The sequence below is a fragment of the Pseudomonas sp. FYR_7 genome (assembly GCF_043106155.1).
Classification (GTDB): Bacteria; Pseudomonadota; Gammaproteobacteria; order Pseudomonadales; family Pseudomonadaceae; genus Aquipseudomonas; species Aquipseudomonas parafulva_B.
The window spans coordinates 24,718-38,716 of sequence record NZ_JBICMI010000078.1 but is presented as its reverse complement, the minus strand read 5'-3'; the positions used below and the strand labels follow the sequence as shown (position 1 = coordinate 38,716).

Below are 13,999 nucleotides of genomic sequence, written 5' to 3'. Positions count from 1 at the left end.
GCGAATAAGGTGCAACTCGTCAGGCTGTCGTTTTTAGTGAGGGTCAAAGCGTCAAGTCGACAAGATTTTGTTCTATAAAAGGGCAACGCCTGCCTCAATAGGGAGCAAAAACGGGGCTTTGTCTGAAAAAGCATACTTGGGTGCAACTTCACAGTGAAAAATGGTTGCACCGGATTTATGTTGTTGAATAGCATCTGCCGCCTGGGTGCAACCACCAACGATGTGGGTGCGCATGAGATAACAACAAACGCCAGGGCCAACACATGGGTAATCCGTTAACGATCACATTCGTGATCTACATCGCAGCAATGGTGCTGATCGGCTTTGCTGCCTACCGCGCCACCAAGAACCTTTCCGACTACATCCTTGGCGGTCGCAGCCTAGGCAGCGTGGTCACCGCATTGTCGGCCGGTGCTTCCGACATGAGTGGTTGGCTGCTGATGGGCCTGCCCGGCGCCATCTATTTCGCGGGGCTGTCGGAAGTCTGGATCGCCATCGGCCTAACCGTCGGCGCCTACCTGAACTGGCTGTTCGTCGCCGGCCGTCTGCGCGTGCAGACCGAGCACAACGGCGATGCGCTCACCCTGCCGGACTATTTCTCCAGCCGTTTCGAAGACAAGAGCGGCCTGCTGCGAATCATCTCTGCCATCGTCATTCTGGTGTTCTTCACTATCTATTGCGCCTCCGGCATCGTGGCCGGTGCTCGCCTGTTCGAAAGCACCTTCGGCATGTCGTACGAGACAGCGCTGTGGGCAGGTGCTGCCGCTACCATCATCTACACCTTCGTCGGTGGCTTCCTGGCCGTGAGCTGGACCGACACGGTCCAGGCATCGCTGATGATCTTCGCGCTGATCCTGACGCCGGTAATCGTGCTGATCTCCACCGGTGGCTTCGACCAGACCTTCGCCGCCATCGAAGCCGTCAACCCGGCGCACTTCGACCTGCTCAAGGGTGCGAGCTTCATCGGGATCATCTCGCTGATGGGCTGGGGCCTGGGCTACTTCGGTCAGCCCCATATTCTGGCGCGCTTCATGGCCGCCGACTCGGTGAAGTCCATCGCCAACGCACGCCGCATCTCCATGACCTGGATGATCCTGTGCCTGGCCGGTACCTGCGCCGTCGGTTTCTTCGGCATCGCCTATTTCTCGGCCCACCCTGAGGTGGCCGGGCCAGTGAATGAAAACCACGAGCGCGTGTTCATCGAGTTGGCGAAGATCCTGTTCAACCCGTGGGTCGCCGGCGTCCTGCTGTCGGCCATCCTGGCGGCGGTGATGAGTACCCTGAGTTGCCAGCTGCTGGTGTGCTCGAGTGCGCTGACCGAAGACTTTTACAAAGCCTTCCTGCGCAAGAACGCCTCCCAGCGAGAACTGGTGTGGGTCGGTCGTCTGATGGTACTGGCCGTGGCCTTGATCGCCATCGCCATGGCTGCCAATCCTGAAAACCGCGTGCTGGGCCTGGTGGCCTACGCCTGGGCCGGCTTCGGCGCTGCATTCGGCCCTGTCGTGCTGATCTCGGTGCTGTGGAAGGGCATGACGCGCAACGGCGCGCTGGCCGGTATCGTGGTGGGTGCGCTGACCGTGATCCTGTGGAAAAGCTTCGACACCATGGGCCTGTACGAAATCATCCCTGGCTTCCTGTTCGCCAGCATCGCCATCGTCCTGGTGAGCAAGCTGGGCCGCCCATCGCAGGCGATGGTCAGCCGCTTTGAAACGGCAGATGCGGCTTATCGCGCTGACAAGTGACAGCCACCAAGGCTCGCTGCTAGCTGAAAGCCGGACCCGCTCCAGCAGTGTCCGCACGGCCTTTGAGGGTTCGTGCAGCACTGCGGTGGCGGGTTCGTTGTTTTCTGGGGACCGTCAGGCCTGACGTCGTTTGCCAGGCAGGGTAAACTTGCGTCCTGCGCAGGAGTTGCCATGAATTATCGTCACGCCTTCCACGCCGGCAACCATGCCGACGTTCTCAAACATATTGTGCTGACCCGCCTCATCGCCCTGATGTCGCGCAAGGAGCAACCGTTCGCCTACCTCGACACCCATGCCGGGCTGGGGTTGTACGACCTCAAGGGTGATCAGGCGAGCCGAACCGGTGAGTACCTCGAGGGGGTCGCGCGGCTGTGGAACCGTGATGACCTGCCGGCCATGACCGCCGATTACCTGCGCGTCATCAAGCGCCTGAATGCCGATGGCGAGCTGCGCTACTACCCAGGCTCCCCTGAATTGGCGCGTCGCCTGATGCGCCAGCAGGACCGCGCCTTGCTCAACGAGAAGCACCCAGAGGACGGGCCGCTGCTTAAGGAAAACATGAAGAAGGATCCGCGCGTGGTCGTGCACCTAGGCGAGGGTTGGCACGTGCCGCGCGCCTTGTTGCCCGTGCAGGAAAAACGCGCGGTCATGCTCATCGACCCGCCGTTCGAGCAGGCTGATGAGCTCAAGCGTTGCACGGCTGCGATGAAGGAAGCCATTGGTCGGATGCGCCAGACGGTGGTGGCCATCTGGTACCCCATCAAAGACCAGCGCTCGCTGACCCGTTTCTACCAGGACCTCACCAGCACTGGCGCGCCCAAGCTGTTGCGTGTCGAACTGTATGTGCACCACCAGGACAGCCCGCAGGGCCTCAATGGATCCGGGCTGGCCATCGCTAACCCGCCTTGGGGGCTGGAAGATGAGCTCAAGGAACTGCTGCCTTGGCTCGCCCGGGAATTGGCGCAGACCGAGGGCAGCTACCGCATGGATTGGCTGATCGCCGAATGAGGCCTGGCGGTCGCTGACGGGCCCATTGCGGTCGCCCCGGCTAGGCCGCGCCAGTGACCGCGTGATGGGTGAGCTGCGGGATTGCCGTGTTTGTGGAGTTTGTGCCCTGGCCAAAGGCGTAGCCTTTGCAGAGGCATGCGCACGCTGCGCTTTGCGTTATAATCCCGCCTTTTAGCCGCCACCCGCCCACCAGGCCGCTGGCGCATCTTTATCGAATGAAGAGGCCTATCCCTTGGCATTGACGATTCTTGGCCTGTCCGGCGCCCTCAGCCATGACCCTTCCGCGGCCCTGTACATCGACGGCAAGCTGATTGCCGCCGCCGAAGAAGAGCGTTTCGTGCGCGACAAGCATGCAAAAAACCGCATGCCCTACGAATCGGCGAAGTTCTGCCTGGAACAAGCCGGTATCAAGCCCTCCGACGTCGATGTCATTGCCATCCCGTTCGCGCCCATCAGCCTGTTCGGCAAGGCGCGCTGGCACTACGCCAAACGCTACTGGTACGCACCGGACCGCGCCCTCGACGCGATTCTGATGGGCAACCGCCGCTACAAGCGCTACCGCAAGAAGATCGTCTGGTGCCTGGAACAGCTGGGCTTCGACCCGAAAAAGGTCAAGATCGAGCCCGTGGAACACCACCTGGCTCATGCCTCCAGCGCCTATCACTGCTCCGGCTTCAAGGAAAAGACCGCGATCCTGGGCATCGACGGCAAAGGCGAGTACGCCACCACTTTCTTCGGCTACGGCGAGAACGGCAAGATCCACAAGATCAAGGAGTTCTTCGATCCGGATTCGCTGGGGGGCCTGTACGGTGCCATCACCGAATTCCTCGGGTTCGAAATGCTCGACGGCGAATTCAAGGTCATGGGCATGGCGCCCTATGGCGATGCCAGCAAATATGACTTCTCACGCCTGGCCAGTTTCGAAAACGGCGAGTTGGTGATCAACACCGACTACGCCAACGTCATTGGCTTGCGCCGCTACAAAGAGAAAGGCAAGGGCTTCTACTTCTCGCCCAAGTTGATCGAATGGCTGGGGCCCAAGCGCGAAGGCGACATCGCTGACGAGCCGTACATCCATTACGCAGCCAGCATGCAGGCGCTGTTCGAGAAGATCGCCCTGCAGATGATCGACCACTACCTGGGCGACACCCTGCGCGAAACCGGCAAGCTGGCCTTCGCCGGCGGTTGTGCGCTGAACGTGAAGCTCAACCAGAAGATCATTGCCCGTCCCGACGTGAAGGAACTGTTCGTGCAGCCAGCCTCCGGCGATGCCGGTACGGCAGTGGGGGCGGCCGCCTACGTGTCCCACGCCCGCGGCGTGCCGGTCGAGAAGATGGAGCACGTCTACCTCGGCCCGTCCTACTCCAACGAAGATGTGATCGCAGCCTGCGCCCGTCACCCCAACGCGCCGAAATGGCGCAAGCTCGACGACATGCCGCAGCGCATCGCCAAGATCATGGTCGATGGCAACCCGGTGGCCTGGTTCCAGGGCCGCATGGAGTTCGGCCCGCGTGCCCTGGGTGGCCGCTCGATCATCGGTTGCCCGAGCGTGCCGGGCGTGGCCAACCGCATCAACGAGCAGATCAAGTTCCGCGAACGCTGGAGACCCTTCTGCCCGTCGATGCTCGATACGGTCGCCCCGCAGATGATCAAGGTCGACCACCCGGCGCCCTTCATGACCTTCACCTTCGAAGTGGCCGAGGAGTGGAAGAGCCGCGTGCCGGAGGTGGTCCATGAAGACGGCACGTCCCGTGCCCAGGTGCTCAAGCGCGAGTACAACCCGCGCTACTACGATATGATGAAGGCGCTGGAGACGTTGACCGGCAACGGCGTCTCGCTGAACACCTCGCTCAACCGCCGGGGTGAGCCGATGATCTGCTCGCCGACCGATGCCCTGAACATGTTCTTCGGCTCCGATCTGCAGTACCTGATCATGGAAGATATCCTTGTCGTCAAGGACGGCGCTGCCGCCTATGAACAGCCGCTCTGAACCGCGCATCCTGCAGTTCTGCCATGGTTATGACGGGCCTTTCCTCGATTGTGCCCGTCAATACGCCAGCCTGTTCGAGGGCAGCGGCTACAAGGTCACGACCGTGTTCCTGACCGGTGCAGCCGACCCGCAGGTGGCGGCCGGCTGTGGGTCGGATGAAGTGCTGTTTCTGGAGTTCAGTTCCAAGGCGGTCCGTGGCCTGAAGCTCGGCGCGATCCGGGCGTTGCGCAAGATCGCGGCCCAGCGCGACTTCGCGTTCTGCATCGCTCACCGCTTCAAGCCGATCTACGTCGCCTTGCTCGGGACCCGGTTACCGGTGATAGGCGTGCACCACGCCTTTGGCGACTATGAGCGCAAAGGCCGGCGCCTGTTCGCCAACCTGTTCAGCAAGCGCTTGAGCCTGTTGGGTGTATCCGACGCGGTGCGCGACGACATGCGCCGCTGCCTGGCGCAGTGGCCCGCCGACCGCATCCAGACGCTGTACAACCGCATCGACATCGCCACCCTTCAAGCCGCCCTGGTGCCGCGTGCCGAGGCACGCGAAGCCTTGGGGCTGGATGCGCAGGCCTGGGTGGTGGGCAATGTCGGTCGGTTGCACCCAGACAAGGACCAGGCCACCTTGCTGCGCGGCTTTGCCCAGGCGTTGCCGGCATTGCCGGTTGGTGCGCGCCTGGCCATCCTGGGCAAGGGCCGCCTGGAATCCAAGCTAAAGGCCCTGGCCCGCGAGCTGGGCATTGCCGATCAGGTCGACTTCCTGGGGCAGGTGCCCGATGCGCGTCGCTATTTCCAGGCCTTCGACGTGTTCGCCTTGAGTTCCGATCATGAGCCCTTCGGCATGGTTTTGCTCGAAGCTATGGTCGCTGGTGTCCCAGTGTTGGCCACGGCCTGTGGCGGTGCGCGGGAAGTGGTCGAGGGTGTCGGCATGCTGTTCCCCCTGGGCGATGCCAGCCAGCTGGCGCAAGGCTTCGAACGCATGGCTGCGCTGGACGACTCGCAGCGCCAGGTGTGCGCCGAGCATATGCTCGAACGCCTGCGCGAGCGTTTCTCGGACCAGGCGGTGCGCGAGACCTTCTGGCAACTGCCCCAGGTTCGCACGTTGGTGGGGGCCTGATGTTCAATCCTGTAAAAGCCCTGCGCGAGCGTGGCTGGCAAGTCATCGATGCGCAGACCTATGCCCAGGCCTGGGCGCGTTTCGGCGGTAGTGTCGCCACCCATCCCCTGGTGGTCTCCCAATTGGCGGACCTGGCGCAGATCCCCGTGCGTTACCTGGCCTGGCACCAGGCCGGCGAGCTCAAGGCGGCCATCCCCACCTGGGGGCGTCACCTGGCGCTGTCCAAGGACGTGCTCAAGCGCAGCGGCAAGAAGGCATTGTTCGACCTGGGCAATGCCGAAATCATCCTGCCTGCGGCAGCCAACGCCGCCGCGCCGCTGCGCCATGGCGCACGCTACCTGTCCGAACTGAACCAGGGCCGCTTTGTCGGCCTCAAGGCGCAGAAAGAACAGCTGGCGATGGCCCGTGCGCCAGAAGACCTGTCGAAGAAATTCCGTTACAACCAGCGCCGTGAACTGCGGTTGCTGGAAGAAGCCGGTGGCGTGGTGCGGCCGATCAGCGACTTCGATGCCGCTACTGTCGCCGCCATGTATTGCGACCTTTTCCAGCGTCGCTGGGGGTTCGCAGCCACTGGCGCCGAGCGCATGGGCGACGTGATCGAGCGCCTGCGGGACCTGCTGATCGGCTCGGTCTTGCTGCTCGATGACAAGCCTATCGCCATCCAGCTGGTGTATCGCGTCGAGGCGCCTGAGTGGATCAGCGTCGAATACGTCAATGGCGGCGTCGACCCTGAGACCAAGGCGTTCAGCCCCGGCAGCGTGCTGAGCTTCCTCAATACCCAGGCCGCCTGGGAGGACGCCCGCGCGCGCAACAAGCCATTGCGGTTCTCGTTCGGCCGGGCCGACCGCGAGTACAAGGACCGCTGGTGCCACCCCGTGCCGGTGTACCAGGCGTGAGCCGCAAGCAGCAGTTGCTAAAGCGCCATCGGCGCAACAAGCGCCTCGGGCTGCTGGTGGCCCTGGTGGCGTTGATTGCGCTGGGTGCGTTCATCTGGTGGCTGCCGTTGTTGCTCCTGCCGCTGCTGTGGGTAGCCCACGAGGCGTGGCTGGCCGACCACCTGTTCTACACCCCGGCCGACGACTACACCTATGCCTTCGATGGGGCCGATGAAGTGATGGGCGTAAGCCTGCAGGGCGGCCGTTTGCAATTACCCGCAGCGCCCGTCGCTGAAGGTGCAACATGGGTGCTGCAGGTTGAACTGCGTTGCGCCCTGCTGGGCAGGTTTTTCGACCCCGGGGTGTACATCGAAGGCGCAGGCGGCAAAGACCTGCAGGTGTTCGAGCGCGGTGTTCGCGGCAAGCGCTACCTCAACCTGACTGGGTTCGACACGGTGCTGCGTCAAAGCCAGATCACCTTGCGCGGGCGCTTCTGCCGGCTGGTGGGCCAGCCGCGCCTGTGGATGTTCCAGCAGCCAGACCTGCGTCGCAAGCGGGTGATGGTCATCGCGCCCCATGCCGATGATGCCGAACTCGCCGCCTACGGCCTGTACAGCCAGGCAGACGAAGCCTGGATCGTGACCCTGACCGCTGGCGAAATCGAGGCCGAGCACTACCAGGCCATGGGCCTGTCATCTGCCGAGGCTGCGCGCCTCAAAGGGCGCTTGCGGGCCTGGGACAGTATCGCGGTGCCTCGCTGGGCGGGCGTTGCGCAAGAGCGCTGCGTGCAGTTGGGCTACTTCTGCCTGCAATTGCCCGCCATGCGGCAGGCACCGACCACCCCCTTCGGCTCGCGCGAGGCGGACATGACCGACACGCGCCCCTTCCGTACCCTCAACGCGCTGCCTTTGCCGGGCGACGACGGCGTTCCGACCTGGCAGAACCTGCTGGCCGACGTGCGCGCGTTGGTACTACAGGCGCGCCCGGAAGTGATCGTGATGCCGCACCCGGTGCTCGATCCGCATCCTGACCACGTGGCTGCCCAGCAAGCGCTGCACGAAGCGTTGCAGGGCCTGCAGTGGCAACCCGAAATCCTGCTGGGCTATGCCAATCACCTGCACGACAACGACCGCTGGCCCATGGGCGACAGCGGTGCAGGCGTGGCCTTGCCGCCGGTCATCAGTGAGTTGTCGGTCGGGCGCCCTTGCACCCTGGTGCTGGACCGCTCACTGCAACATGACAAGGCCATGGCACTGGGCATGATGCACGACCTGCAGCCCCGCCCGCCCTTCAAGCGCCGAGTACGCCGAGTGATCCAGCGCTGGTTGGCAGGCCGGCGCAGTTCGCCTTATGGCGAGAACGAATTTTTCCGCAAGGCCGTGCGTCGCCACGAGCTGTTCTGGGTTCTGACGGACCGCCACCAGGGTGTACATCGGGAAAACGTATGAAGCGTTTCAAAGTCCTGCAACTGCAACCGGACTACAACATCAAGCAGCACGATTTTGCCGACCTGGCCGAACAGATCTTCAAGGCGCTGCCAGCGGATCGGTTCGAAACGACCATGGCCTTTCTCAAGGGCCGGCCTGCGCCTGGCCAACCGGTCAGTCGCGCCGACCATTCGGTGTACTTCGACTTCAGCGACGGTGCGCTCAAGGGCATGCGCCTCAAGGCACTGTGGCAGCTCTACCGGTTTTGCCGGCGCGAACGCTTCGACGTGGTGATTTGCAACCGCTTCAAGCCTGTGAACATGCTGTTGCAACTCAACCGTTGGTTGAAGATCCCGTTGTGCATCGGCATTTCCCATGGCTTTGGCGAGTACGACCGCACCTATCGCCGTCGTCAGACCCAGCGCCTGATCGACGGGCATTGGCAGTTCGTGGGTGTGTCGCCGGCAGTCAAGCAATACCTGCTGGACTGCAAGTGCGGCTTCACCGATGCCAACACCCATGCCATCACCAATGCCATCGACACGGATCAGGCCCAGGCGTTGCAGTTGAATAAGGCCGAGGCCCGCACACAGCTTGGCCTGGCCCAGAACGTTCGCATGGTCGGGGCGCTGGGCCGCCTGGTGCCGGTCAAGGGCCATACCTACCTGATCCAGGCGTTTGCCGCCTTGAAGGACAAGTACCCCTCCGCGCAACTGGCGATCATCGGGGCGGGTCGTGAGCAGGCGCGCCTGCAGGCCGAGATCGATCGCCTGGGCCTGACGGGCAGGGCGCACTTGCTGGGCTTTCGTGACAACGCCCTGCGCTATGTCCGTGCGTTCGACATCTGGGCCATGCCATCGCTGGCCGAAGGTCTGGGCCTTGCCCTGCTCGAAGGTATGAGCGGGCGTTTGCCGGTCATCGCCAGCGACGTGCCGGCCATGTTGCCGCTGATCACCGGCGCGGGCGGCGAGGTGGTCAAGCCTGCGGACGTTGCCAGCCTGACCACAGCACTGGACCGCTACCTGGCGCTGGATGACGCGGCGTTGCACGCCAAGGGCGAGCAGGCCTATCACTACCTCAATCAACACCACGACATCGACGTGTTCCGTCAGCAATACCTGGCGCTGATCGAGTCGGGCTTGGCTGCGAAGGAGCCGAAATGAGTGCGGACCCAACCCTGGTCACGGTGATCATCGCATCGTACAACCATGGCCCATACATCGAGCAGAGCATTCTCAGCGTGCTGAACCAGACCTACCCGCACATCGAGCTGCTGGTGGTGGACGACGGCTCTACCGATGACAGCGTCGAGCGTATCGAGCGCCTGCAGGCGCAGCACGGTTTCGATTTTCGCGTGCAGCGCAACAAAGGCCTGACCCACACGCTCAACGAGGCCATTGCGCGGGCCAAGGGCTCGCTGATTGCGCCGTTTGGTTCCGACGACATCATGATGCCGGACCGCATCGCGATCCAGGTCCAGTACATGGCCGACAAGCCCGAAGTGGGTATCTGCGCTGGCAACATCGAGCTCATCGATTCCCAGGGTGAGCTGTTCCCCGAAGCGCGGCAGCGCCGCGAAGTCCCATTCAGGCGCCTGGACTTCGAGGACATGTTCCTTGAGCGCAAACCCTACCCACCTGCGCCCACGCTGCTGATCCGCCGCGAGGCACTGGAGAAGGTGGGCGGCTTCGACCCGGATATCCGCCTGGAAGACCTGTTGATCGAACTGAAGGTGACCCATGCCGGGTACTTCATCGATGGCCTGAGCGTGGTCATGGCGCGCTACCGCAAACATGCCAGCAACTCGTACAAGAACCACCGTTTCATGATCGACAACATCCTGCGCACCTATGCCAAGTTCAAGGATCATCCGGCCTATGAGCAGGTCAAGTTCAAGGCGCTGAACTCGATGTTCCTCAAGGTGGCCAACCGTGATCGCAAGCTGGCCCGCGAACTGCTGGCGCAGATTCCACTGCGCGCCTACACGCGAAAGACCTGGCGTGGGCTGGGGCGGTTGTTCTTTTCGCCATTGGAAAAGGGCTGAAGGGCATGGGCTGGCTCTCGCGCTACCGGGAAAAACGGGCCAAGCGGGCGATTCGCAAGCTGCCGGCCATCGAGCGCGGGCAAGCGCGATTTGCCGCGCGTTACCCCCAGTACGCTTTCGGCGTGGGTAGCTATGGCGTGCCCGAGGTGCACGACTGGCAGGAGGGGACGACGCTGCGCATCGGCGCCTATTGCTCGATTGCCGAAGGCGTGCAGATTTTCCTGGGCGGGCATCATCGGGCCGACTGGGTAACCACTTACCCATTCCCGGCCATGCTGCCCGAGGCATCGGCCATCGAGGGCTATGCCTTCAGCCGCGGTGACGTGACCATCGGCAACGACGTATGGCTGTGCTCCAACTGCACGATCCTGTCGGGGGTTAGCATTGGCAGCGGGGCCATCGTGGCCGCTGGGGCCGTGGTGACCCGGGATGTGCCTGCTTACGCGGTGGTCGGCGGCAACCCGGCCAGCATCGTGCGCTGGCGATTTCCGGAAGCGGTGCGAGAACAACTGCTGGCCAGCGCCTGGTGGGATTGGCCACCTGCCGAGATTGCCCATGTGGTGGGCAAGCTGTGCAGCGATGACATCCAGGCGTTTCTCGCCTATGCCGAGCGGCGCGCCTCAGGCCTGGTGGGTCGAGCCTGACTTCAGGTTCTCGGGCTTGGCCTGCGGGCGCTGGGCCAGGCGCTTGCCCAGGGCGATCCCCGGCTTTTCCAGTAAGAGGAACGTGGCGCTGCTCACGACCACCAGCACGGTGCAGGCGATGGCGATCACGGCCATGAACGCCCCGCGGTCGTCGTAGGTGAACCCGTAAGAGGGGTAGAGGCGATAGGCGAGCCACCACAGCACCAGCCCATGGAGCAGGTACAGGCTATAGCTGATTTCGCCTAGCCAGCGGGCACTGCGCAGGGCCAGGGCGCCCAGTAGGTCGTTGCCTGAGACGATGATGCAGAACACGAGGCTTAGCAGCAGCAGCGGGAACACCGCGAAGGTCTTGTGCAGCACCGTCATTACCAGCACCAGCAAGCCGATGGCCATCCAGGTGCCGTACCTGCCCTTGGCCCATTGCACCAGTGCCGGGCTGCGTACCCAGTAAACCGCCGCAATGCCGCCTGCAAAGCTCATCAGGTATTTCTTTTTCAGCGCATGTTCCCAGCCCACAAGCTTTGCCAGCAGGTACAGGGCGACCACGCAGGCAATGGCCCTCAAGAGCGTACCGCGGTAGACGAACATCAGGCCCAGCAACGGCAGGGCCAGGTAGAAGTAGATTTCGTAGTTAAGGGTCCAGGTCACGTTCGAGATCAGGTTGCCGGTGCCGGCCAACTGGTTGATGTCGGGGCGGTGGAACAGCAGCCAGCCTGAAAGCTGTTGTGCCAGGGCGGTTGGCGTGTCGAGCAGCTTCCAGCCTTGCAGGTAGAACACCGTCACAAGCACCGCAGCCAGCAGGCCGAAATACAGCGGGTACAGGCGCATGACCCGGGAAATGGCAAAGGCTCGCCAGTCGAAGGCGCGGCCCTGGCGCACCAGCCTGCTCCAGAACAGAAACCCGGTGATCATGAAGAACAGCGCGACGCTCGCTTGCCCGATCTGGGCGAAGAAGCGTTCGGGGGGCATGTTGATCTGGCCGGTGTGCTGGTAGTGCCAGGCAATGGCGGCATGGTGGATGAAGACCCCGAGTGCCAGGTAGCCCCTCAAGCCATCGAGAGTGGCCCAGCGCCCCGCCACCGGCTCAAGATGGCGCGCCACCCAAGGGCTGCGCAGCAGCAGCCCTGCCAGCAACAAGGCAAGGCCGAACACCAGGAAACTCAGCAGCGGCGCCAGATAGCCCATGTCAGCGTTCCGCTCCCGGGGCCAGTTCCAGCTTTTGGCGCAGGGCGTGGCTCATGGTCTGGCTGGCTGCTGCGCTGTAGCCTTCCAGCAGGGCCTGGACGTTTTCCTCGAACAGCCACTGCTTGTCTTCGGTGTAGCGCTGCATGTGGCGCAAATTGCGCTGGCGCAGCTCCGCCGACAGCGGCGAAGGCAGCAAGCGCATGTCGGCAAGGTCGATCAGGCCGAATTCACCGTTGTCCATCAGCAGTACATTGCCCAGATGCAAGGACCGGAAGTAGACGCCTTGCTGGTGCAGACGCCCCATGAACCGCCCCATACGCTGCACCAGGGCCCGGCGTCCTGCCAGCGATGGGCAGGCCTGCAGCGCCTGGCGCACGGTCTGGCCTGCCAGGGGGATGTAGCGCACGCCTTGGGTGCCATCGGCGTAGTTCAGCAGTTCCACGACGGGGGGCGTGGGAATGCCTTCGAGTGCCAGTTGCTGGCTGTTCCTGGCAAAGCGGCGCGCGTAGGGGTAGAAGGCGCCGGCGGTGTACCAGGCGCGCGGGCGGAACAACTTCAGGAAGCTGCCATCTTGCAGCAGCAGGACCTTGGGGCCCAGCCCGTCCTCTTCGATGACGCGAGCACCCTCATGCAGCTGCCTGGCCTGCGCCTCGCTCAAGCGGGCGCGGTTGGCCGCCACCAGCCTGCCACCCCGGCGGGCGATGTTCAGCCCGGCGACCAGCGCCAGCGGAATCCACAGCAGGAACCAATGCTCCTTGGGCCGCGACAGGATACCGCCGCCCTCGGTCAGACCCGCACCGATGCCAAACACCAGCAGCGCCGAGGCCATCTGCAAGGCAGGGTGGGTGCGGTACTTCCAGCCGCTGTAAAGCGCGTAGACGATCATGCCCAGCCACGGCAGCAAGCCCAGGATGCCCACGTAATACAGCACGCCCATGACGAAACTGTGGGGCTCGCTCAGCAGGTAGCCCACGCCGACATCGATGGACAGGGGCGCGTCGTAGCCATGGCCGATCAGCGGGTGCTGGAGGAACAGGTCCCACGTAATGCGCCAGATATCGAAACGGTACGAGTCGCCGCGCGCCATGATCAACTGCGGGTCCACCACCAGCACCGCGACGATGAACAGCGGGGCGGCCAGGAACAGGGGGATCGAGCGACGGTCCAGGCAGAGCAGGGCGATCCAGTTCACCGCCAGGGTCATGGCCACCAGGGGCGTGCGGGAACCGGTGGCCACCACCGCGGCGAACATGACCGCAAAGGCCGCCATGCACAGCGACACGGTCAACGCCCGCTTGCCGTTGACCGCCATCCACAGCCAGTAGGTCCCGAAGAAACCGTACAGGTGCGAGCTGAGCAGCGGGTTGTCCAGAGCGCCGGCCCCGATTAGCCGGCTGCCCGGGGTGTAGGTGAGCATGAACGTGGTCAGGTCCCGCAGCGTGGCCAGCAGCGCCAGCAGCGCAGCGCCCAGGAACAGCCCCTTGAGCGCCTCGGGTCGGTAACGCAGCATCAGCCCGGTGCCCAGGAACAGCATCAGGGTGTGCAGGGGCCGCTTGATCAGGTTGTCCGCCTGCGCCGGCGAGGGTGACCAGCTCAGGCTGAGGATGGCGTAGCCGGCGAAGGCCACGAACAGCCACAGCAGCGGTTCACGAAACAGGGTTTTCAGTTCACGAGGCCGGACGCACAGCGCCAGCAGGGTCGGAATGCTGAAAAGACCGTAGTACAGCTTGTGGTGCAGGCTGCGTTCGGGCAGGAAGAACAGGGCACCGAGCAGCGCCAGCATGCCGGCCGGCAGCAGCCACAGGCACACGAAATCGAAAAAGCGGTTGCCGGCGTTGTGTAGGCTGCTTGGGAACATGGAGAAAGAGGGCCCAGGTCGAAAGAACGGGCAATGTTAACCCAGCTTTGCGCGCATTGCTGCTGGTAAGCGGCGGGGCCGAGTGGTCCGACGCCGCTGCCAACGTGTGGTAAAG

At 63.5% G+C, this 13,999-nt stretch carries 11 protein-coding genes; 9 read left to right on the top strand and 2 right to left on the bottom strand.

Going from position 1 to position 13,999, the window contains the following annotated elements; genetic code table 11:
- The first annotated feature begins 263 nt into the window (after positions 1-263).
- The 9 genes from putP (at position 264) to ACF8R3_RS19840 (ending at position 10,841) form a co-directional block, all read left to right on the top strand.
- The gene (putP, locus tag ACF8R3_RS19880; protein WP_058638903.1) at positions 264-1,742 is read left to right on the top strand and encodes a sodium/proline symporter PutP; all 1,479 of its coding nucleotides are present in this window, start codon (positions 264-266) and stop codon (positions 1,740-1,742) included.
- Between the two features lie 171 nt (positions 1,743-1,913).
- A complete protein-coding gene (locus ACF8R3_RS19875) occupies positions 1,914-2,750 on the top strand; it encodes a 23S rRNA (adenine(2030)-N(6))-methyltransferase RlmJ (protein WP_078477889.1) in 837 nt (278 codons plus the stop codon).
- A gap of 232 nt (positions 2,751-2,982) precedes the next feature.
- Positions 2,983-4,740, top strand: a complete 1,758-nt coding sequence (locus tag ACF8R3_RS19870) for a carbamoyltransferase (RefSeq protein ID WP_058604017.1) — start codon at positions 2,983-2,985, stop codon at positions 4,738-4,740.
- Positions 4,724-5,851, top strand: a complete 1,128-nt coding sequence (locus tag ACF8R3_RS19865; RefSeq protein ID WP_392516048.1) for a glycosyltransferase — start codon at positions 4,724-4,726, stop codon at positions 5,849-5,851. Before ACF8R3_RS19870 ends, ACF8R3_RS19865 begins: the two co-directional genes overlap by 17 nt.
- Entirely contained in the window at positions 5,851-6,747 is an 897-nt protein-coding gene (locus ACF8R3_RS19860) for an antimicrobial resistance protein Mig-14 (RefSeq protein ID WP_196142496.1), read from the top strand. Before ACF8R3_RS19865 ends, ACF8R3_RS19860 begins: the two co-directional genes overlap by 1 nt.
- Positions 6,744-8,174, top strand: a complete 1,431-nt coding sequence (locus tag ACF8R3_RS19855; protein ID WP_392516069.1) for a PIG-L deacetylase family protein — start codon at positions 6,744-6,746, stop codon at positions 8,172-8,174. Before ACF8R3_RS19860 ends, ACF8R3_RS19855 begins: the two co-directional genes overlap by 4 nt.
- Positions 8,171-9,316 carry a glycosyltransferase gene (locus ACF8R3_RS19850; RefSeq protein WP_392516047.1) on the top strand — a complete coding sequence of 382 codons (1,146 nt, stop codon included), beginning with the start codon at positions 8,171-8,173 and terminating at the stop codon, positions 9,314-9,316. Before ACF8R3_RS19855 ends, ACF8R3_RS19850 begins: the two co-directional genes overlap by 4 nt.
- The gene (locus ACF8R3_RS19845) at positions 9,313-10,197 is read left to right on the top strand and encodes a glycosyltransferase (protein ID WP_058604013.1); all 885 of its coding nucleotides are present in this window, start codon (positions 9,313-9,315) and stop codon (positions 10,195-10,197) included. The genes ACF8R3_RS19850 and ACF8R3_RS19845 overlap by 4 nt, the downstream gene beginning before the upstream one ends.
- A 5-nt stretch (positions 10,198-10,202) precedes the next feature.
- Positions 10,203-10,841, top strand: coding sequence for a CatB-related O-acetyltransferase (locus tag ACF8R3_RS19840; protein ID WP_058638908.1), 639 nt, complete (start codon positions 10,203-10,205; stop codon positions 10,839-10,841).
- On the opposite strand, the gene ACF8R3_RS19835 is transcribed toward ACF8R3_RS19840, so the two are convergent.
- Positions 10,818-12,026, bottom strand: a complete 1,209-nt coding sequence (locus ACF8R3_RS19835; protein ID WP_392516046.1) for an acyltransferase family protein — start codon at positions 12,024-12,026, stop codon at positions 10,818-10,820. The genes ACF8R3_RS19840 and ACF8R3_RS19835 overlap by 24 nt on opposite strands.
- Before the next feature lies 1 nt (position 12,027).
- Positions 12,028-13,884: a bifunctional O-antigen ligase/aminoglycoside phosphotransferase family protein gene (locus tag ACF8R3_RS19830; RefSeq protein ID WP_196121420.1), complete on the bottom strand. Its 1,857-nt coding sequence runs from the start codon at positions 13,882-13,884 to the stop codon at positions 12,028-12,030.
- Positions 13,885-13,999 lie beyond the last annotated feature (115 nt).